The organism is Nocardia sp. bgisy118 (genome assembly GCF_057708605.1).
In genome coordinates, this window is sequence record NZ_JBYISM010000020.1 from 90,941 (window position 1) to 109,089 (window position 18,149).

General features: G+C 70.8%; 20 protein-coding genes. 10 read left to right on the top strand and 10 right to left on the bottom strand.

Annotated features, from left to right (window positions below):
* Positions 1–15: 15 nt before the first annotated feature.
* From AC3EO7_RS23620 to AC3EO7_RS23640, 5 genes are all read right to left on the bottom strand, one after another.
* Complete coding sequence (locus AC3EO7_RS23620; protein WP_435592406.1) at positions 16–279, bottom strand: helix-turn-helix transcriptional regulator; 264 nt, start codon at positions 277–279, stop codon at positions 16–18.
* A gap of 152 nt (positions 280–431) precedes the next feature.
* Positions 432–1,769 (bottom strand): hypothetical protein, encoded by a 1,338-nt coding sequence (locus tag AC3EO7_RS23625; RefSeq protein WP_435592407.1) that lies wholly within the window; start codon positions 1,767–1,769, stop codon positions 432–434.
* Positions 1,766–2,149 (bottom strand): hypothetical protein, encoded by a 384-nt coding sequence (locus AC3EO7_RS23630; RefSeq protein WP_435592408.1) that lies wholly within the window; start codon positions 2,147–2,149, stop codon positions 1,766–1,768. Before AC3EO7_RS23630 ends, AC3EO7_RS23625 begins: the two co-directional genes overlap by 4 nt.
* The gene (locus AC3EO7_RS23635) at positions 2,146–2,337 is read right to left on the bottom strand and encodes a hypothetical protein (protein WP_435592409.1); all 192 of its coding nucleotides are present in this window, start codon (positions 2,335–2,337) and stop codon (positions 2,146–2,148) included. The genes AC3EO7_RS23630 and AC3EO7_RS23635 overlap by 4 nt, the downstream gene beginning before the upstream one ends.
* Positions 2,334–4,184, bottom strand: a complete 1,851-nt coding sequence (locus AC3EO7_RS23640) for a hypothetical protein (RefSeq protein ID WP_435592427.1) — start codon at positions 4,182–4,184, stop codon at positions 2,334–2,336. The genes AC3EO7_RS23635 and AC3EO7_RS23640 overlap by 4 nt, the downstream gene beginning before the upstream one ends.
* A 366-nt stretch (positions 4,185–4,550) precedes the next feature.
* Between AC3EO7_RS23640 and AC3EO7_RS23645 the strand changes: the two genes are divergently transcribed.
* Both AC3EO7_RS23645 and map read left to right on the top strand, forming a co-directional pair.
* Positions 4,551–4,697 (top strand): hypothetical protein, encoded by a 147-nt coding sequence (locus AC3EO7_RS23645; RefSeq protein ID WP_431970621.1) that lies wholly within the window; start codon positions 4,551–4,553, stop codon positions 4,695–4,697.
* A gap of 201 nt (positions 4,698–4,898) precedes the next feature.
* Positions 4,899–5,666, top strand: a complete 768-nt coding sequence (gene map / locus AC3EO7_RS23650; protein ID WP_431970620.1) for a type I methionyl aminopeptidase — start codon at positions 4,899–4,901, stop codon at positions 5,664–5,666.
* 18 nt (positions 5,667–5,684) lie between these two features.
* Here map and AC3EO7_RS23655 read toward each other — a convergent pair whose 3' ends face one another.
* On the bottom strand, positions 5,685–6,404 hold the full coding sequence (locus tag AC3EO7_RS23655; protein WP_431970619.1) for a VOC family protein: 720 nt from the start codon (positions 6,402–6,404) through the stop codon (positions 5,685–5,687).
* 118 nt (positions 6,405–6,522) lie between these two features.
* On the opposite strand from AC3EO7_RS23655, the gene AC3EO7_RS23660 reads away from it, so the two are divergent.
* The 3 genes from AC3EO7_RS23660 (at position 6,523) to AC3EO7_RS23670 (ending at position 8,242) form a co-directional block, all read left to right on the top strand.
* Complete coding sequence (locus tag AC3EO7_RS23660; protein ID WP_431970618.1) at positions 6,523–7,071, top strand: PadR family transcriptional regulator; 549 nt, start codon at positions 6,523–6,525, stop codon at positions 7,069–7,071.
* Positions 7,072–7,123: 52 nt separating this feature from the next.
* Entirely contained in the window at positions 7,124–7,510 is a 387-nt protein-coding gene (locus AC3EO7_RS23665; RefSeq protein WP_431970617.1) for a PPOX class F420-dependent oxidoreductase, read from the top strand.
* A gap of 234 nt (positions 7,511–7,744) precedes the next feature.
* Positions 7,745–8,242 (top strand): DUF4333 domain-containing protein, encoded by a 498-nt coding sequence (locus AC3EO7_RS23670; protein ID WP_431970616.1) that lies wholly within the window; start codon positions 7,745–7,747, stop codon positions 8,240–8,242.
* 84 nt (positions 8,243–8,326) lie between these two features.
* Here AC3EO7_RS23670 and AC3EO7_RS23675 read toward each other — a convergent pair whose 3' ends face one another.
* On the bottom strand, positions 8,327–9,643 hold the full coding sequence (locus AC3EO7_RS23675; protein ID WP_431970637.1) for a metallopeptidase TldD-related protein: 1,317 nt from the start codon (positions 9,641–9,643) through the stop codon (positions 8,327–8,329).
* A 95-nt stretch (positions 9,644–9,738) separates the two neighbouring features.
* On the bottom strand, positions 9,739–11,277 hold the full coding sequence (locus tag AC3EO7_RS23680) for a TldD/PmbA family protein (RefSeq protein ID WP_435592410.1): 1,539 nt from the start codon (positions 11,275–11,277) through the stop codon (positions 9,739–9,741).
* Between the two features lie 208 nt (positions 11,278–11,485).
* Between AC3EO7_RS23680 and AC3EO7_RS23685 the strand changes: the two genes are divergently transcribed.
* On the top strand, positions 11,486–12,142 hold the full coding sequence (locus AC3EO7_RS23685; protein WP_431970614.1) for a TetR/AcrR family transcriptional regulator: 657 nt from the start codon (positions 11,486–11,488) through the stop codon (positions 12,140–12,142).
* A 59-nt stretch (positions 12,143–12,201) separates the two neighbouring features.
* Here AC3EO7_RS23685 and AC3EO7_RS23690 read toward each other — a convergent pair whose 3' ends face one another.
* Positions 12,202–12,969, bottom strand: coding sequence for a TSUP family transporter (locus AC3EO7_RS23690; RefSeq protein ID WP_435592411.1), 768 nt, complete (start codon positions 12,967–12,969; stop codon positions 12,202–12,204).
* A 66-nt stretch (positions 12,970–13,035) separates the two neighbouring features.
* On the opposite strand from AC3EO7_RS23690, the gene AC3EO7_RS23695 reads away from it, so the two are divergent.
* Positions 13,036–14,214: a sensor histidine kinase gene (locus tag AC3EO7_RS23695; RefSeq protein WP_435592412.1), complete on the top strand. Its 1,179-nt coding sequence runs from the start codon at positions 13,036–13,038 to the stop codon at positions 14,212–14,214.
* A gap of 192 nt (positions 14,215–14,406) precedes the next feature.
* Here AC3EO7_RS23695 and AC3EO7_RS23700 read toward each other — a convergent pair whose 3' ends face one another.
* A complete protein-coding gene (locus AC3EO7_RS23700) occupies positions 14,407–15,108 on the bottom strand; it encodes a DUF4132 domain-containing protein (RefSeq protein WP_431970611.1) in 702 nt (233 codons plus the stop codon).
* A gap of 119 nt (positions 15,109–15,227) precedes the next feature.
* Between AC3EO7_RS23700 and AC3EO7_RS23705 the strand changes: the two genes are divergently transcribed.
* The 3 genes from AC3EO7_RS23705 to AC3EO7_RS23715 all read left to right on the top strand — a co-directional run bounded on the left by AC3EO7_RS23705 (position 15,228) and on the right by AC3EO7_RS23715 (position 18,149).
* A complete protein-coding gene (locus AC3EO7_RS23705) occupies positions 15,228–15,887 on the top strand; it encodes a response regulator (protein WP_431970610.1) in 660 nt (219 codons plus the stop codon).
* Positions 15,888–15,970: 83 nt separating this feature from the next.
* Positions 15,971–16,495: an FxsA family protein gene (locus AC3EO7_RS23710; RefSeq protein ID WP_435592413.1), complete on the top strand. Its 525-nt coding sequence runs from the start codon at positions 15,971–15,973 to the stop codon at positions 16,493–16,495.
* 55 nt (positions 16,496–16,550) lie between these two features.
* A complete protein-coding gene (locus AC3EO7_RS23715; RefSeq protein WP_431970608.1) occupies positions 16,551–18,149 on the top strand; it encodes an amidohydrolase in 1,599 nt (532 codons plus the stop codon).

Genomic DNA, 18,149 nt, shown 5'->3' on the forward strand with positions numbered 1-18,149 from the left:
CGAATCGATAGCGGCTCAGGCTGATTCGGCCAGCCCAGCCGATCGCCACGTGTCGGCGAGTTCCTGGAGCGGAAGGTCGAGTGCCTGGCTCAGTGCGATCACGGTCCCGAACGCGGGCGACGGCAGCCGGCCGGTCTCGATCTTGCGCAGCGTCTCCGGCGAGATCCCCGCCGCGGTGGCCACCTCGGTGAGATCGCGCGGGCCGCGGGCCGCGCGCAGCAGAGCGCCCAAGCGGCGGCCCGCCTCGATCTGGGCGGGCGTCAGCGGCAAACGAACCATGCGCCCCAGGGTAGATGCGGTATTTAAATACCGCAATCTCGAAAGCGGCCGGGCCATCGGTGCGCCGGTCGACCCTGCGGTGGAGATCCTGCCGAAGCCGGTGTTCGAGCCGGGCCGGACGATGACGACCGACATCGCGCGTCCGCGGCGGGTCAGGCCTCGAACAGCAGGTACAGGCCGGTGAAGGTGAAGCCGATCATGGTCAGCATCAGCGCCAGCTGACCGGTGAGCCGGTGCGCGGGAGGCAGCAGCCGCAGGCAGCGATCGTGGGCCGCGGCGACGCCGAGGATGTGACCGGTGAGCACGGCGAGCACCTTGAGGCTGGCCAGCACAGCGGGGTGGGTGGACAGGATGTAGTGCACGTCGAGGTCGGCCAGCCCGAGGATGTTCCATCCGCGCTGGAAGGGGTCGGCGCACAGGATCAGCGTCGCCTGCCCCTTCTCGACGAGAAAGCTGAGGTAGTGCGCGATCAGGTAGCCCGCCACGATCGGGGTGAGGCTGTGCGCGAGCCGCCTCGGCAGCAGCGCCCGTTCGGGTTTCGTGAGGCCGCCGGTCGCCCGGGCCGCCAGACCGAAGACGCCGCCGACCACGGCGATGAACCCGAGCAAGCCCGCGGTGCGCAGCAGCGTGGTCGCCAGAGTGGAGTCGCCGCCCACCCGATCGAGGAAGTCACGCCACCCGGCGAACATCGAAAAGCTGTCGAAGGCAGTGGATCCCAGCAGCGTCGCCGCCACCGCGACCGAACCGGCCAGTGCGGGCGTGCCCGCGAGATTGTTCAGCGGCCACCGCAGCACCGGGACGCCGGTCTCGCGGCGGGCGAAGGGACTCAGCCGCGCCAGCAGACTGCTGTACACCTCGAGCGGATCGCCGTGTTCGGCCCACGCCGTGCCGAAAACCACGAGTCCCGCGGTTCCCGCGATCAGGTAGCCGAGAAACCAGATCGTCACGGCGAGTACCGAACCCGGTTCGGGGAACGCCAATTCCAGCCACACGAAGGAGAACAGGCCCAGCGCCGCGGGACGGTTGCCCCACGCTTCGGGATAGTGCAGCGGCCCGTACTCGGGCGGCCGCCCCGTCACCCGGCAGATCGAGCGGTGCAGTGCGCGGGTGGGGGAGAGGATCTTCCACACGGGCCCCAGCACCAGCGAGGCCACCATCACCCCGACCCACACGAAGATGTAGACGATCCCCGGCACCGGATTGCGCGCCGAGTCGGACGTACCGAAGAGCCCGGCGACCAGGACCGCGAGCGCGCCGAGCAGTCCGATGCCGCCCAGCACGGTGCGCACCGCAGTGGAATCGACCACGGCGCGCGCGAACCCGGGCAGCGGCGCGCCGGGCGAATCCGGATCCAGTCGCGGCTCGCGCCACGCGAAGGCCAGCACGGCGAAGGAGAACGTCAGGGCCCAGGCGGCGCCGATCAACGCGTAGGACAACGGAATCGGCAGATCGGTCGCACCGGAGATCCCGTGCGCGCTGACCTCGATCACGGGCGAACGACCACCGTGGCGACGGTCTTGTGCGCGTGATGCAACTCGACCTCGACCCGGCCCGGCACCTCCACCGTGAACCGGAAGCGCTGACCGGCCCCGGGGCGGACCGCGAAGGTGTACTCCGGCGTGGCGTGCACGTGGAGTTCGTCCTCGGAGTCACTGTCGACGACGAGATCGATCGGCTGGCCGACCTTCGCGTCCCTGCGCGCGTTGACGGGACTCACCGTCCCGTTCGCGATACGGAACTCCACGACGACGGCGTCGGCTTCGGCGGTCGCGCTCACGCCCGGCTGCTTCGTGCTGTCCTCCGCGGAACAGCCGAGCGCGGCGGCCACCACCGCGAGGGCAACCGCCGCGTCTCGCCAGGTGCGAGTCATCGGGTCTCCTCGTCGCCGCTCGCGGGGGACTTCGCGTTCGGTTGGCCCTCGCGCCGCTCGGCGCGGCGGTCGCGCACCGCGATGAGCACGATGATGCCCACCACGGCGAGCGCGGGAAGGAAGGCGGGGATCGCCAGCAGAACGGAATGGTCCGCCAGCAGGTCCACGCCGTCGCCGGGCGTGGTCATCCCGCCGTCACCGGCGCGGTCGCGTCGGTCCGGGCGGTGATGGAGTAGCGGTCGTTGATCCGCGCCGCGCCCCAGGACAGCGCGCCGATGAGGATCGCGCTGCACACCAGCACGACCAGCGAGGCCGCGCCGAACAGCCAGTCGGGGTGATCGAACGAACGCTCCCGCTGAAGCACCGTGATCTCGGCGACGAATGGGCGGGTGAACTCCGGCGGAGCGGCGACCTCCGCCGCGCCGATACCGGCGTCGTAGGGCATGAAGATCGGCAGCGCGGTCAGCGTGCGGCCGTCCTGCAGGCGCAGCACGGTCTTCCATGATCCGTGCGCCGGAACGGGTTTCGTCGAGACGTAGTGGCCGTCGCCGACTCGCCGCAGCTGATCGACGACCAGGCCGCGGCCGGGGCTGTCCGACCCGACGCCGCCCTGCCAGGCCAGGATCTGCAACCACTCGGGATCCGAGCCGACCAGGTCGGCCGGGTCTAGTCGCACATCGGCGGTCACCATGCGGCCGCCGTCGACGGGCTCGGCGTCGCGCAGCGCGACGGTGGCGCTCGCCTGATCGGGGACGCGAACGATCAGGCCGTTGGTCGTGGCGGCGGCGACGATCAGCACCGCGGCGACCATCATGGCGCGGCGCACCGGCGGGCGCGGCAGCGGCTCCCCGCGCAGCACCATGCCGAGCAGCGCGCCGACGACGCCGCCCGCGATGCCGGTCGGCACGCTCATCGCCAGCAGTTCCGGCCACATCGCCGCCGGCCACGGATCGACGAATACGGCGTCGACCCACCGGGATTCGAGCCAGACGCCGACGGTGGCCACCGCGAGGCCCGCCGCCGCGCCCCACCAGAGCGGCTTGCGCGCCAACGGGAGCAGGGCGAGCAGTTCCACGACGACGGCGGCGCCGAGGTAGAGCGGGAAGACGTTGCGCGGCGCGTCGATGATCGGCCCGCCGACCAGGAATGCCACCACCCCGCGCACGACCGCGGCGAAGCCGACCACCACGAAGGTGCTGAACGCGCCCAGCGTCGCGCGAGCGGCGACCAGCGAGACGGTGGCGGCCGCGACGATCAGCATCGGTTGCAGCACCAGCCGGAACTGTTCGACGCCGAAATCGAATTCCACCTGGAACACCGAGAGGCCGATGATGAGGCCGCCGAACGCGAACGCGCGCAGCGTCCAGATCAGGCGTCCGTCCGCGCGATCCGGGTCCGGCCGGTTGCGGCTGCCCTCGAATTCCAGCAGCAGCACGCCGACCAGGGAAAGCCCTGCGCCGCCGATCAGCATGAGGTGCGTGGGTCCCCACAGCGTGACGTCCTGGCCGAACATCCTGTGCCAGATGTCGTCGAGCGGAAACCCGATGAGCGCGTAGAGGCCGGCGCCCGCGATGAGGATGCCGCCGACGGGCGCGTACCAGGTGCGCGTGATCCGCACCGCCGCCGCGCCCGGCTTCTCGTCCATGGGCAGCACGATCGCCAGCATTCCGGCGGTGAACAGGAAGAACAGGCCGGCCAGGATGAAGTAGTGCGCCGGATTGGCCAGCGGTCCCTCGTCGCGGCCGTTGCCGACGTGCAGGCTGACGTCCCAGATGAAGCCGAGCAGCGCGGTGAGGATGGTGGCGAGGAACATCACGATGGGCAGGGCCACCCAGCCGGGCCGGTTGAAGACGGCGCCGATGCGGTCGGCCAGTGCGCCGAGCCAGGTGATGCGTCGAGTCCGGTGCAGGTACCCGACCCAGAGCAGGGCGAGCGCGATCAGGCCCGCGGAGCCGGTCATGATCGCCACCTGATCCAGCGCCGCGCCGCCGCCCTCGGTGCCGGGCGCGGCGAGCCGTCCTATCGCTTCGTGCATCGTGCCGGACACGACAACCTCCAACCGCACTGAGTTTACACTCGTAGCCGTATTAATGTTACGAAAGGTAGCACACATAAACGGTGGTGTGGTGTGCTTGCGTCGCCGTACCGGGAGTTGGCAGTTCGGACCCGTTTCCGTCGATGCCGGAACGGGGCGTCGCGCGCGCCGCGAGGGGTGGCGCGCGCGACGCCCATGTCGGCTATCGGGAGCACGACTGTTCACTCGTTGGATGTGACGCCGCCCACCGGCTGGATACCCGGTCGCGCCTCGAAAACTCGTTCCCGTGACGCGGGGTTTCCGCGCTCGGAAACCGGACATCCCCCGAATGGAATGAGAACGCCGCGAGAGCGAGAGGGAGGATTCATGGTTTCCCGCGACACGATCGCCCAGCTTCGTCAGGACATCACCACGGCCGAGGATTGCAACGATCGCCAGGCCGCCGAGCGGTTGCGCGCCGAGCTGGCGGAGGCCATGCGCGCCTTGGAGCAGGGCGAGGACGACGCGGAGTAAGGGCCGCCTGCCGGTGATCCGGCGCGTGTGTCTCTCGAGTCCTGCCGCGCCCGGGAATCGCCGGGCGCGGCGAGCTCTCGTGTGCGATTGGTATTTAAATACCGACGCCGCTACGCTGGTATAAAAATACCGGTCGACCGTCGGCGCGTCCCGCCGGCGGGGTCGGAACCGGTAGTGGATTCGGCGCAGTGGAGGTCGGAAATGGTGGAGTTGAAGTCGGCGGCGGAGATCGCCCGGATGCGGGTGGCCGGTGAGTTCGTCGCGGACGTGCTCGCCGAGGTGCGCACGCGGGCGCGGGTCGGGGTGAACCTGCTCGACCTGGAAGCCTATGTGCGCGAACGCATCCGCGACCGCGGCGCCGTCTCGTGCTATTGGGATTACGCGCCGTCCTTCGGGCGCGGACCGTTCCGGAACACGGTGTGCCTGTCCGTGAACGACGCCGTGCTGCACGGACTTCCGTTCGACTACGTGCTGCGCGATGGCGATGTGCTGAGCATCGACCTCGCGGTCGGCGTCGACGGGTGGGTCGCGGATTCGGCGATCACGGTGATCGTCGGGACCGCGGCGGAGGCGGACCTGCGGCTGGTGCGTGCCACCGAGGAGGCGCTCGCCGCGGCCATCGCGGTGGCATTGCCCGGCAACCGCATCGGCGATCTGTCCGCGGCCATCGCGGGGGTGGCCCGCGCCTACGGTTATCCGGTCAACACCGAGTTCGGCGGGCACGGCCTCGGGCGCACCATGCACGAGGATCCGCACATCCCGAACACGGGCCGTGCCGGTCGCGGCTATCCGCTGCGGCCGGGACTGACCATTGCCATCGAACCGTGGTTCGCCCGCACCACCGATCGCATCTACACCGACGCCGACGGCTGGACCATCCGCTCCGCCGACGGTTCGCGTACCGCGCACTCCGAGCACACCGTCGCCATCACGGCCGACGGGCCGCAGGTGCTGACCCGCGCGGCCTGACGCGGAACCTCCTTCGCCTCAGCGCGTTTCGGTGAGCCAGCGCTCCAGCTCGGCGCTCGCACCGAGTTCGGCGGCCACTGCCGCGCGATCTTCGGCCGAAAGATTCAGCGCGCGCACCTCGTCGCGGTATCGGGCGGCGCGCTCCGGGTCCTCCGCGGCAATGGCGATCTCGGCGAGCATGGCCAGCGCCCGCGCGCGCTCCACCGGCGCGGCGGTTGCGGCGAAGCGACCGAGGCCGACTTCGAGCACCCGCGCGGCGGCTTTGTCGTCGGTCTTGAAATCGCGCAGGATTCGCGCGTTGTCGATGACCCTCGCCAGATCTTCCAGGTCGCGTGAGCCGCCGTACTCGCGGTCGTCGGGCTCGTCGCGCTGGATGAACAGCAGGGAATTGCCGTCGGGGTCGACGAGGGTGAAGCGGCTCTGCCCGGGGCGGAAACGCGTGATGCGCGGGCGGCCCTTGGTAGGCACCTTGCCGAAGGCGGCGCGCAACGCGGCGGTGAAGTCGCGGTGGCGCGCGGCCACGTCGTCGACCATCACCAGGCAGCCGACGCGCTCCGGCGGCAGCTCGAAGCCCTTGGGCGGCGAGTTGAAATGCACCGGACAACCGTGGAATTCCAGCGCGAGATAGACGTAGGGGCGGGTCTGCTCGTGGGTCACCGTGTAGCCGATGGCCCGGTAGAAGTCGAGGGTGGTGGCCGGCGACGCGGTCCACAACACCGGGACCGGAGAGTCGTCCATGAGTCGTTCCTCCGACACTAGTCAAATTTGAGTACCGCCAACCTAGGCGCGCGCTCTCCCGGAAGTCAAATTTGAGTAGCATGGGTCGATTCGTGGCGACAGGGAGAAAGGAACGCGCGTGGCGGCCGTGCGTCTGCTCGTCCTCGGGGTGATCCGCACCCGCCAACCGACGCACGGTTACGCCGTGCGGCGCGAACTGCTGTCGTGGCGGGCCGAAACCTGGACGAACGTCAAGCCGGGCTCGATCTACCACGCGCTCAAACAGCTCACGCAGGAAGGGAAGCTGCGCGCGCTCGGCACCGAGGACAGCGACCAGGGACCCGGCCGGACGCTGTTCGAGCTCACCGAGGCGGGTGAGGCCGAGTTCCGCACGCTCATGGACGCCGCGCTGGTGAGCATCGATATGGAAGAACTCGGCGCCGCCATCGCTTTCATGGACGCTCTGCCCCGCGCGCACGTCATCGCCAAACTGGCGGAGCAGCGGCGCAACGCGGCCGCGGTACGCGAGGACCTGCTGGCCATGATCCCGACCTTCCCCGGCCGCTACGAGGCGCCGCACGCGCCCGATCTGCTCGAGCTGTGGAGCGGCGTGTTCGACAACCTCACCCGATGGACCGACGGACTGCTCGCCCGCCTGGAGTCGGGCGAGTACCGCATGCCGGAGTGATCCCTTCGTGCTGCCCTCGCACCCCCGCCGCGCCCCCGGATACGCTGTGATCATGACGAACTCGCTCGGTGAGGCAGGCTCCGCCGACTACGTGCAGCTGACCACCTTCCGCAAGGACGGCACGCCCGTCAGCACGCCGGTGTGGGCGGTCGCCGACGGCGGCAAGCTGTACATCTGGACGGAGACCGAGAGCTGGAAGGTCAAGCGGCTGCGCCGGGATCCCGCATGCACCGTGCAGGCGTGCGACGCCAGAGGTAAGCGGGTGCGCGGCGCCGTCGTCGCGGGCACCGGGCGCGTGCTGGACGCCGACGGTACCGAACGCGTGCGCGCGTTGCTGCGCAAGAAGTACTGGCTGCTGGGACCGCTGCTCATTCTGGGCAGCACCCTGCGCAGGGGCAAGGCCGGCACGATCGGCATCGAGTTCACGCCCGACGCCTGACCGGCGCTGCCCGGCGAGGTCGATCCCCGGGTCCGCGCACACTCGGAGCGGAAGCGGGAGTGCGCAGATTCGGCCGAATGCCCGGAAGGTCCGGAATAGGCAAGGCGGACACGGGGATTCCGGGGGTACCGGCGGAGGCGGTGATCATGGCTCGGCTATCCTTCGTCGGGCATACCGGGGTAGTCCCCAGGCGGACACGATGTCTCGACCCTGCCCCGGGGGGAGGGATCGTTCATGACAGCACCGACTCGGCCGCCGCGGGCCTCGCAGCCTTACCCGGTCGCCGCCCACTCGGACGCCGAAACCACCGACAGCGGTTGGCTTCCCGTGCTCGTCGCCGCTCTGGTCGGCGCCGTCGTCATCGCCATCGCCGGGGTGATCGCCGGACTCGTGGTGGTCAACATCCGCGAGAGTGCGGCGGCCGACAACCCGGTGCGGACACCGGCAGCCTCGGCGCCGCTGGCGCAGACCTCGGCTCCCGTCGCGCCGGTCCGCGCGGTGGATCCGCCGGCCAAGCAGCTGGACCAGATGGACCTACAACGCGGTGTGCAGCTGGTGCTCATCGACTCCTACGGCATGGACGACGTCCGCGACGTGCGCTGCCCCGGAGGTCAGACCGTCGTCCTCGGCGCGACCTTCGAATGCCTCGTGAAGGTCGGCAGCATGCAGAAGTCCGTATCGGTCACCATCACCGACAGCGACGGCACCTACGAGGTCGGCCGCCCGCACTGAGGCCGGTCGCCGCCACGATCCCGTCCGCACGGGCCGCTCCCAGCACGGAGCGGCCCTGCGTCGTGTCTCGGGTGGTGTCGTGTCTCAGGTGGCCTGGCTGACCGAGGACATGTGGAAGTCGGGAATCCGCAACGGCGGCATGGCGGTTCGGGTGAACCAGTCCTTCCACTCGCGGGGCAGCGTGGCCTGGGTCACGCCCGCCTCGGTGGCCCTGCGCAGCAGGTCGATGGGGCTCTCGTTGAAACGGAAGTTGTTCACCGCCGCGCTGACTTCACCGTTCTCCACCAGATACACGCCGTCCCTGGTGAGACCGGTCAGCAGCAGGCTGGCCGGATCGACCTCGCGGATGTACCAGAGCGTGGTGAGGAGCAGGCCGCGCTCGGTGCGCGCGATCATCTCGTCCAAGCTCGCGCCGGAACCCCCGGTGAGCAACAGGTTCTCGCCGGGCACCGTGGCGGGGGCGTCGAATTCGGCGGCGGTGGCGCGCGGATAGACCAGCGATTCGATGACGCCCTCGCGCAGCCAGTCGACCCGCGCGGCGGGCAGCCCGTTGTCGAAGACCGAGAGCGCCTCGGACGAGGCCGATGTCGCGACGAACGGCCGGTACTCCAGCCCGGCCGCGCTCGGGTCGGAATACAGCGTGAGCGGAATGTCGGTGAGCCGCTCGCCGATTCGGGTGCCGCCCGCGCGGGCGAAGGCGTTGTGCCCCTCCTGCGCGCCGCGGCCCTCCATCGACCACGCCATGTAGATCATCAGGTCGGCGACCGCCGAGGGCGGTAGCAGCGTCTCGTAGCGACCCGCGGGCAGCTCGACGCGGCGCCTCGCCCAATCCAGGCGTCGGTTCAGCTCGGCGAGCAGGCCCGGGGTGTCGACATCGGTGAAATCGGCGGTGCCGACGCCGACCCAGGCGCTGGCCAGCTCCGCGCCCGCACCGCGTTTGCCGTTGATCTCCACCGAGCCGGTCGGTTGCACGAAGCGGCGGCGGATGCCGGTGGAGGTGCCGAGCCAGGTGGTGTGCATCTGGTGGTGGGCGAAGCCGTACAGCAGGTCGGCGCCGTCGAATCCGGCCGACAGGTCACGGGCCAGATCGGCGAAGACCTCGATGCCCGTGCTGCCGGGTGCGGCCGCCCAGTCCTCGGCGGCGGCGTCCGATTCCAGCAGCGGCATCGCGTCTTTCGCGGGTTCGGCGGTGCGCGCCGCGTCCTCGCTGGCCCGTACGACCGCCTCGATCTCGGCGAGGTCGACGCTCGTCGAACCGACGCTGCCGACCCTGGCCGCATGCGGTCCGTCGCGGAAGATCGACACCACCGCCCAGTCCCGCGAGACCGACGAGCCGTTGGTCGTCATCGAATTGCCCGCCCAGCGCAGCGACGCCTCGTGCGCGTCGGTGACGATCACCATCGCCTCGTCGGCGCGGGAGAGCGCCAGCGCCCTCTCCACCACGTCGCCCGCGGGCGCCACACCGCGCGCGTGCACCCTGTCGCTGCCCGGCTCGCTCACTGACCGGCCTCCGTCCTGGTGTTGAGAACGTTGATGCCGCGCACCAGGATCGATGGGCAGCCGTGGCTGACAGCGGCCACCTGACCCGGCTGGGCCTTACCGCAATTGAAGGCGCCGCCGAGCCGCCACGTCGACGGGCCGCCCACGGCCTCCATCGCGCCCCAGAAATCGGTGGTGGTGGCCTGGTAGGCGACATCGCGCACCTGGCCGTCGAGCGCGCCGTTGCGGATGCGGAAGAACCGTTGGCCGGTGAACTGGAAGTTGTAGCGCTGCATATCGATCGACCACGATTTGTCGCCGACGATGAAGAGGCCGTCCTCGACCCGGGAGATCAGCTCCTCGGTGCTGGTGTCGCGGTCCGGGTCGGGTTGCAGCGAGACGTTGGCCATTCGCTGGATCGGCACGTGGTGCGCGGAATCGGCGTAGGAGCAGCCGTTGGAGCGCGGCAGACCGAGGCGCGGAGCGAACGCGCGGTCCAGTTGGTAACCGGCGAGCACGCCGTCGCGCACGAGATCCCAGCGCTGCCCGGCAACGCCCTCGTCGTCGTAGCCGACGGTGGCCAGGCCGTTGCGCTCGGTGCGGTCGCCGGTGACCTGCATGATCGGGGTGCCGTAGCGCAGCGTGCCCAGCTTGTCCGGGGTGGCGAAGGAGGTGCCCGCGTAGGCGGATTCGTAGCCGATGGCCCGATCGTATTCGGTGGCGTGACCGATGGATTCGTGGATGGTCAGCCACAGATTGCTGGGATCGATCACCAGATCGGTCGGGCCCGCGGTGACGCTCGGCGCCTTCACCTTCTCGGCAAGCCAGCCGGGGATCCGCGCGAGTTCGTCGTCCCAGTCCCAGATTCCGTCGGCGCCGGTGACGTACTCCCAGCCGCGCCCGGCCGGAGCGGCGAGGGTGCGCATCGTCTCGAAGACGCCCGCGGCCGAATCGACAGTGACGGCCTCGAGTTGCGGATGCAGCCGGACGCGCTGCTGGGCGATCGACGAGCCCGCGGTGTCGGCGTAGAAGGTCTGCTCCTTGACCTGCAACACCGAGGCGGTCACGTGATCGACGCCGTCCGCCGCGGCCAGCCTGCCCGAATAATCTTGTAGCAGAGCGACCTTGTCGGCGGTCGGCACGGTGAACGGGTCGATGTCGTAGGCCGAGACCCAGCGCGCGTCGGTGTAGCGTGGCTCGTCGGCCAGTTCGACGCGCTCCCGGTTCAGATCGCGCAGGGCCGTGGCCACGGTGACCGCGCGGCGCGCCACCTCGGCGGCGGTGTCGGGGGTGAGCGCGGCGTGCGAGGCGAAACCCCAGGTGCCGTCGACGATCACGCGCACGGCGAACCCTAGATCGGTGGCATTGCTGATCGCCTCGACGCGGCCGTCGCGCAGCCGGATGGACTGCGTGACCAACCGGTGCACGCGCAGATCGGCGTGTTCGGCCCCCGCCGCGGTGGCCGCCGCGAGCGCGGCGTCGGCCAGCGCGGACAGTGGTAGCGCGAGGAATTCGGCGTCGATCACCGAGCCGTCCCCGGAAGTCGCGATGCTCACCCCGTTTACGCTACCGGGTGTCCGCCGACCCGGGCATCGGCGGACAAGCCGCGCACCTCGGCGCGGTGGGCGATCGGCCGAAATACTCAGCGGTGCAAGAAGACATCCGTCGGCAGCCGATTCGTGACGCCGGATCGCACCGGCGCGAACGGCACGCGCAAGGCGTGGGTTACCGCATCGGCGCTGCGGAATGCCGTACTGTGCCCGCGTGCCGCCATCCGCCCTCCGTGACCGCAAACGTGACCGTACCCGCCGCGCGCTGCTCGAGGCCGCCGTCGAACTCTTCGAGACAAGAGGCTACGACGAGACCACGGTGGCCGACATCGCCGCCACGGCGGAGGTGGGCACGCGCACCTTCTTCAATTACTTCGCCAGCAAGGAAGAACTGCTCTTCCCCGAGCCCGACGATCGGGTGCGAATGGCGGTGGCCGCCATCGCGAGCCGCCGCGTCGGCGAGCGTCCGGTCGAGGTGCTGCTGCGCGCGCTACGGGCCGCGGGCGACAATCCGGGCGAACACCTCGTCGACGATCTGGGCGCTCGCATCGCCGCGGTGCGCGCCCAGGTCTCGCGGACCGTGCCCGCGGTGAGCGGCCGCGCCGCGCACGCCCAGCTGGTGGCGCAGCGCGAGATCGGCAGGCAGCTACACGCCGCGTTCCCCGACGAATTCGACGAGGTCGGCGCCGCGGCGCTGGTCGGCGCGGTGGTCGGTGCGGTGTCCGGCGCGCTCACCGTGCTCTTCCAGCAGCCGCACGCGGGACCCGAGGACGGTGAGCGGTTGCACCGCCAGATCAACGAGACCACCCGCCGCGTCCTGCGGCCGTGGCTCACCGCCAGCTGCGCGGCGCACGCCGAACCGGTCGGCTGAGCGCCTCGAAAGGCTGAGCGCGTTCGACTGACTGCGCACCGACTGACTGAGCGCGCCGCTCAGCCGAACTGCTGCCAGCCGAGGCGGAGCACCATCGCCACCACGACCACGAGCAGCACGACGCGGACGAATTCGGCGCCCCGGCTCAGCGCCATCCGCGACCCGGCGATCGCGCCGGCGATATTGGCGACCGCCATCGTCGCGCCGAGCGCGAACATGACGTGCCCGGTGAGGCCGAAGAAGAGCAGCGCGCCGGCATTGGACCCGCAGTTGATCACCTTCGCCATGCCCGCGGCCCGCACGAACTCGGTGCCGAGCAGCGTGGCGAAGGTGATGATCAGGAAGGTGCCGGTGCCGGGCCCGAGCAAGCCGTCGTAGAACCCGATCAGCCCGGCGGCCAGCGCCACGACCAGCACCACCTTGCGGCGGGTCGGCGGATGGGTGGCCATGGTGACGCCGATCGACGGGCGCAGCGTCACGACGATCGCGACCGACACCAGGACCACCATCACGATCGGGACGAACAGGTCGCGATCGATCAGCGAGACCGCCGCCGCGCCCGACGCCGCGGCCACGGCGGCGATGCCCGCCGCGGGCAAGAGCACCCGCCACTGCATCGGCACCTTCCTGGCGAAGGTCAGCACGGAGGCGGTGGTGCCCGCGAACGCGGCCAGCTTGTTGGTGCCGAGCGCGGTCTGCGGCGCGATGCCGGGAGCGACCAAGAACAACGTCGGCAGGACGATCAGGCCGCCGCCGCCGACCACCGCGTCGACCCAGCCCGCGGCGGTCGCGGCCGCCACCAGGGCCGCCCAGTCTGCAAGATTCACGGTGCAACCCAACCAGACGTCCCATGTTTCCGTGCTGCCTGGGACGGAGGGCCTAGTCTTGCCGGCATGCGCCGGTTCAGTCTGTGGCTTCGTGGCAAGCCCCTCGTGGCGGATTCCATCCTCGCGTTCGGCTTGCTGTTGCTGGACCTCACGGCCATCGGCGATTCCAACCAGAAGGCCGTGTACCTGGTGGTCGGCGGATTGCTGCCGATCCCGGTCGCCTTCCGCCGCGTCTACCCGAGGGCCACCGCCGCCACCATGCTCGGCCTGGCCATCAGCACCACCCTGCTGAGCTACCTGCTCGACGACAAGGCAATGCACCCGGCGCTGCTCGCGCTCGGGATCATGCTGTACACGCTGGTCGCCTACGTCGGCAGGCGCGAGGGCTTGCTGCTGCTGGCGGGTCTTGTCGTCGACACCACGCTGTCCACCCTGCTGCTCGACCAGCCCGTGTGGTCGACGATCGCGTTCATCGCGTTGTACTACGCGCTGTGCTGGACCTTGGCGGAGTTCAACGGCGCGCGGCACGCCTACGACGCCGAGGTGGCCGCGCGGCTCGCGGTCGCCGACTACGACCGGGAGCGGCGCACCCACGACGCGGTCGCGCTCGAACGCACCCGTATCGCGCGCGAACTGCACGACGTCGTCGCGCACGCGGTGAGCGTCATCATCGTGCAGGCCGACGGTGCGAAGTACGCGCTGCGCCGCGACCCGGACATCGCCGAGCAAGCCGTCACCACCATCGCGAGCACCGGCCGCGAGGCGCTGCGTGAGCTGCGCCGCACGGTCGCACTGCTGCGCACCGAGCACGCGCCCGATCAGCTGCCCCAGCACGGCACGGCAGGCATCGCCAGGGTGGTGGAGATGATGCGCGGCACCGGTCTCGCCGTCGAGCTGGAGCTGACCGGCGACATCGACGACATCGCCCCGGAGGTGAGCCTCGGCGTGCACCGGATCGTGCAGGAGTCGCTGACGAACACGTTGCGTCACGCGGGCGCCCACCCCAAGGCATGGGTCCGGGTGCACCGCCGCGACAGTGACGTCCTCGTCGAGGTCACCGACTCCGGCGGCGTTCCGATGCACGGGCCCGAGGCCAACCCGATCAAGGGCAGCGGCCTCGGGCTCGTCGGCATGCGTGAACGCATCGCGGTCCTCGGCGGAACCCTGGACGTGGGCCGCGCCGCTGACGGCGCCTGGCGGGTACGCGCGACCATCCCGCTGGTCACCGAGCCGCTGGACTGCTAGGGTGCGGTCCCGCTGCCGCGGGGGCGGTCCCGCTGCCGCGGCCCCGGATGGGGGCGGTCCCGCTGCCGCGGCCCCGGTGGGGGTGGTCCCGCTGCCGCGGCCCCGGTGGGGGCGGTTCCGCTGGTGCGGCCGCGGGGGATGGAGGGGCGGTTCCGCTGGTGCGGCCCCGGGGGAGTGGTCAGCTACGCCCGGTCACTCGAAGATCGCCGCGAGCTCGCGCAGCACCTCGCTGGCGGTGATCGGGTTCAGCGCGCCGAAGGCGGTGTCGCCGCATCGGCGCCACCACGGTGACGCGGGGCGCGAGCTCAGCTCGACCGCCTCGATGACCCGCTCGCCCTCGGGCTCTGCATCCCCGACGGCGATGCCGTCGTCTAGGTGCAGCAGCACCTGGAGGTCGCCGTCGACCCGGCGGTAGAGGTGATCGTGCACCCCGTCGATCGGTGCGCCGCGGCGCCAGCCGAATCCCTCCAGGCGCAGCAGCGCGCAGGTGGGCACCATGCGGTGCGCGAAGCGTTCCAGCGAGGTCGCCGCCCGCTCCCGCTCGGTCAGCGCGTGCACCTCTCTGGCCAGTTGCGGAAAGGGTTGGCGCAGTTCGTGATCCGTGAAATGGCTGACCCAGTGCGGTAGCTCGCCCGCGAGCTGGAGCGGATGGGCCACCGCGATACGGGCCGAGTCGACGCCGATCGTCCGCCCATCGCGGTCGGTCGCGGAGCCGTCCGCCGCGACACGGAAGGAGACCTCGAGGTTGGCTCGCTCGTCGAACCCGAGCCAGACCAGCCGTCGCGCCGGATGGCGCAAAAACGGATGGTCGAGGACGGAAACCCGATGCTGACCGCCGGTCCACGTGTGCTGCTGGATCATCGCGATCTCCAGAAGCCGAATCTGTTCGCACATCTCCCCACCACGAGAGTCGATTACAGGGAACGCAAGAGAATATCGGCGCGCGCCGACAAGTCCGGGAGACGCGCGGAAGCGGTAACCGAATTGTCGCCCGGCACCGCTAGATTGGACGCGTGCCGATCACTGTTCTCGTAGTCGACGACCAAGAATTGATGCGCATGGGGCTGAAGATGGTGCTCGGCGCGCATCCCGACATCGAGGTGATCGGGGAGGCCGAGAACGGCGCGGCGGCCGTCAGCAAGGCCAAGGAACTGCGCCCCGACGTGGTGCTGATGGACGTCCGCATGCCCGTGGTCGACGGCGTGACCGCCACCGGCCGCATCGTGGAAGCGGGCGACGGGTGCCGTGTCCTGGTGATGACCACCTTCGACCTGGACGAACACGCCCTGGGCGCGCTGCGCGCGGGCGCCAGCGGCTTCCTGCTCAAGGACACCCCGCCGGAAGATCTGGTCTCGGCCATCCGCAGCGTGGCCGCGGGCGACGCGGTGGTCTCACCGAAGGTCACCAAGCGGCTGCTCGACCGGCTCATCGCCGACGATCCCGCAGGCATGCGCGACCCCTCGGTGCTCGATGTGCTCACCGCGCGCGAACGCGAGGTGCTCGAGCAGATCGCCGCGGGCCGCTCCAACGCGGAGATCGCCGAGCAACTCTACCTCTCCGAAGCCACCGTCAAGACGCACGTCGGCCGGGTGCTCACCAAACTCGGGCTGCGCGACCGGGTGCAGGCCGTGGTGTTGGCCTACGAGACCGGGCTGGTGCGGCCCGGCGGCTGAATCTCAGCGAGCTATCAGCCCCGGGCGGGAGAAAAACACCGCTCGCTTGCGTTGGTAGGGGTAGATCGTCCGGAAGGAACGCCATGCCCGCCCTGCTGTTCGTGCTCTACGTGGTCGTCGAGATCGCCGCGCTGTTCGCCCTCGGTCAGCTGATCGGCGCGATGCCAACCATCCTGCTGCTCATCGCGGGCTCCGCGGCGGGCATGCTGCTGATCGGCTCCCAGGGGCGGCGGGTGTTCGACCAGTTCCGCCGGGCCGGACGCGGCGAGATCACCCCCGGCACCGCCGTCGCCGACGGCGCGCTGGTCGCGACGGGCGGAGTGCTGATGTTCGTGCCCGGACTGGTGACCTCGCTGTTCGGGCTGCTGTTGCTGCTGCCGCCGACCAGGATGCTGGTGCGTCCCATCGTCACCGCGCTGGCCGCGCGTCGCTTCGGTCGTCTGCTGAGCCGCGCGCCGTACCGCGGCGTCGTCATCGACGGCGACGAGGTGATCGACGGCGTGGTCGTCCAGCAGTGTTCACCCACCCCGTCGGCTCCGCCGACTGCCGTCCCCCAGTGGTACGACGACGGTCAAGGCAACGCCCGCCGGGCGGTCGGCCCGGCCTGACGGTGGGCCGTCCACGGTGATCGACCGAATCCGGCATACGGCAGACTGGTGACCCGTGGGTACCCAGTTGCTGATCGGCGGTCGTTTCTACAGCTCTAGTTCACCGGACGCGACCGCGATGGCGGTCAGCGACGGCATGGTGGTGTGGCTCGGCGCCGAGCGGCCCGGCCGCGCGTTGCACCCGGACGCCGAGATCATCGACCTGGACGGCGCGTTCGTCGCGCCCGCGTTCGTCGAGCCGCACGTGCACGTGACGGCACTCGGCCTGAAACTCACTGGACTCGACCTGTCGGGCGCGCGGTCGCTGGCCGACTGCCTCGCGGCGGTGCGCGAGCACGCCGCCGCGCGGCCGCACGGCGCGATCCTCGGCGACGGTTGGGACGAGACCCGCTGGCCCGAGGGCCGCCCGCCGACGATCGAGGAGATCGATGCCGCGGTGGGCCCCGGCCGTCAGGTGTATCTGGCCCGGGTGGACGCCCATTCGGCCGCGGTGTCCTCGGCGCTGCTGAACGCCGTGCCCGCGGTGACCTCGGCGGCCGGGTTCACCAGGGGTGAGCCGCTGCGTGGTGCGGCGCACCACCTCGTGCGCGCCGCGGTGCTCGGCGGTCTGGACCGCGCGCGGCGGGACGAGGCGCGCCGCGCGGCGCTGGACGCGGCGGCCGCTCACGGCATCGCGGCCGTCCACGAATGCTCCGGACCCGATATCGCGGGCCGCGACGACGTGCGCGAACTGCTGGAATTCGAGCACGGGGTGGAGGTCCGCGCCTACTGGGGCGAAGCCGTGACCAGCGCCGAGCAGGCCAAGACCCTGGTCGCCGAGCTCGGCGTGCACGCGCTCGGCGGCGACCTGTTCGTCGACGGGTCGCTCGGCTCGCGCACCGCCTGGCTGCGCGAGCCCTACGCCGACACGCCCGGGACGGGTATCGGATATCTGGACGTCGACGCCATCGCCGCGCACCTGCGAGCGTGTACCGCCGCGGGCATCCAGGCAGGCTTCCACGTCATCGGTGACGCCGCCATGGACGCGGCGGTCGCGGGCTTCCAACGGGTCGCCGACGAGCTCGGCGGTCCGGCCGTCGCTTCACGCGGACACCGCGTCGAGCACGCCGAGATGGTCGACGCCGAGCAGATCGGCAAGCTCGCCTCGTGGGGCGTGATCGCCAGTGTCCAACCGGGTTTCGACGCGACATGGGGCGGTACGGACGGCATGTACGCGGCCCGGCTCGGCGCCGAGCGGGCCGCCGCGCTGAATCCGTTCGCGGCCATGGCCGCCGCCGGTGTGTCGCTGGCCATCGGCTCGGACGCGCCGGTGACCGAGCTGAACCCGTGGCAGGCCGTGCGCGCCGCCGTCGACCATCGCACGCCGGGCCACGGCATCTCGCCGCGCGCGGCCTTCGCGGCCGCCACGCGCGGCGCCTGGCGGGCGGGCGGCGTGCGCGACGGCGTCGCAGGCACGCTCGTTCCTGGCGCGCCCGCCTCGTACGCGGTGTGGGAGGCCGACGATCTCGTCGTCGCCGCGGCCGCCGATTCGGTGCAGCGCTGGTCCACCGATCCGCGCTCGCGGGTACCGGGATTGCCTCCGCTGGAACCGGATTCGGCGCTGCCCCGGTGCCTGCGCACCGTGCACCGCGGCGCCACCCTGTTCGAGGCATGA